Annotated in this window: 2 protein-coding genes and 1 pseudogene; 1 reads left to right on the top strand and 2 read right to left on the bottom strand. The window is 61.5% G+C overall.

What is annotated here, in order from left to right:
* Positions 1-332 (bottom strand): annotated as a pseudogene (locus tag R4P65_RS21580) (hypothetical protein); the annotation flags it as partial.
* A gap of 334 nt (positions 333-666) precedes the next feature.
* On the bottom strand, positions 667-1,005 hold the full coding sequence (locus tag R4P65_RS21575; RefSeq protein ID WP_230815631.1) for an RNA polymerase-binding protein RbpA: 339 nt from the start codon (positions 1,003-1,005) through the stop codon (positions 667-669).
* A gap of 189 nt (positions 1,006-1,194) precedes the next feature.
* Between R4P65_RS21575 and R4P65_RS21570 the strand changes: the two genes are divergently transcribed.
* Positions 1,195-1,551 (top strand): hypothetical protein, encoded by a 357-nt coding sequence (locus R4P65_RS21570; protein ID WP_192804714.1) that lies wholly within the window; start codon positions 1,195-1,197, stop codon positions 1,549-1,551.
* Positions 1,552-1,845 lie beyond the last annotated feature (294 nt).

The raw sequence follows: 1,845 nt of genomic DNA, 5'->3' as shown, positions 1-1,845 counted from the left end.
GCCATCGCCATCGCCATCGCCATCGCCATCGCCATCGCCATCGCCATCGCCATCGCCATCGCCATCGCCATCGCCATCGCCATTGTACCGAAGTCGCACGTGATCACGTGAGTGGGGGTGAATCCGTCGGGGATCGATTTCGGCTCGGAAACGATCACTCCGCTGCCGAGCGACGTGCCGAGATTGTCGGCCAGGCAGGCCGCCGGCTCGAGCATCGAAAGATCGACTGTCGGGGGAGCAGGGGCGGAGCCCCGCACCGGGGACTCGGTACTTCCGCAGCCTACAAGGAGCAGCAGCGCGCTCGCGCCGACAAACATTCCTGACGGTCTCATTTCGCCACCGTATCCGAGGTGTCCCGACGCCGCATCGAAGTTTGGTGTACCGAAGTTTGGCGTGTCGCAGGGTGGGGGATACAGCTCACACTGGTGCACAAAGCAGTGCCGATAGTTCTCCAGCGCGAATCTCGCATTCGCGCACTGTCGGCTCGCGAGTGCGCCTGGATGCTGAATGACGTTGTACTGAAATATCTTTCAGTACGGCGAAGCATCTGGAGTTGCCACGTCGAAGAAGGGCCGAAGTATGACGTCGACTTGCGAACGATCACTCCCCGAAGAACGAGAAAGACCGCCCGGTGTAGAACCGGACGGTCTTGATCGAAGTGCTAGTTCATGCGCCGCGACGCTTGGCCTTCAGCAAGTCGAGACGCTCTTTGAGGAGCTCTTCGAGTTCCTCGACCGAGCGACGCTCGAGCAGCATGTCCCAGTGGGTACGGGGAGGCTTGACCTTCTTGGCTTCGGGGGCAGTTCCCTCCATGAGGCTGCCTTCGAGGCCGTTACGGCACAACCAGGTACCGGGGATCTCGGCTTCGTCCGCGAACGGGATGTCGAAGATCTCGCCGTTCTCGCACTTGTACTTGGCCATACGACGGGGCGCGAGGTCATGGTCACGGTCGGTCTCGTAGCTCACAGCTCCGAGTCGGCTACCTCGAAGTACGCGATCTGCCATGGTGGTGTCCTCTCTTCGTTCGTCACCGCTGGTGGGCGCCCTGACTTGGGGAGTAGACGCTCACACTCATCTACAACGCCACGAGCACCCGATTGGTTCCCGTGTGGCGAGAAGACGCAACCTCTCCATCTTACCGGGTACCGTGCGCGTTCATCGAAGGCGTCCGAATCTCGAGTACAGTGTCGACTCATGGCTGAGAGCACACGCGTCGGATCACCGCAGACTGCGCGTTCCGGGAACCCGTGTGTGTGGTGCGGCCGCGAGGTCGCGGTGACGGGAGTGGGTCGTCGTCGCCGGTACTGCAGCCAGTCCTGTCGCCAGCGCGCCTACGAACAACGCAGTGCCGTCAAAGGCACGTCCATCCCGGCTGACGCCGTCATCTTGACCGCCGTCGAGGCTGTCGAACTGGTGGATCGGATGTTCGAGGTCCGCTGCGCCGCCGAAGATGTGGCGACAGCTGTTGCCGAGGGCGCCGAAAGTTCGGAACTCACACAATTGTGTGAACGGTTGACCGAACTTGCCCGTGAAGCCGAACGTTTCCGGTGAAGCAGGTGTGGGCAACCGGTTTCTAGCCTTGCGTTGAGCACCGCAGCACTGCGGTGCGCCTGACGCCTGACGACGACAAATTCTGATCCTGAGTTCGGACCTTCGGGGAGGTTCGGACTTCGAAGCGACCCTTCGTCGAGGTCGATGACCTTCGGCTGCACTCTCGCAGGATCGTCACATGGTTTCCACTCGATATCGAGGCGGTGCGATGTTTCTCTTCAATCCCCGAACCACAGTTCCCAGCGCTGATCGTGGCAACGCCGATCGTGGCAACGCTGTGTGGGGGTGGGCGTG

The sequence above is a fragment of the Rhodococcus sp. IEGM 1318 genome, from assembly GCF_033142465.1.
Taxonomy (GTDB): domain Bacteria; phylum Actinomycetota; class Actinomycetes; order Mycobacteriales; family Mycobacteriaceae; genus Rhodococcus_F; species Rhodococcus_F qingshengii_B.
This window is presented reverse-complemented; position numbering and strand designations above follow the sequence as displayed.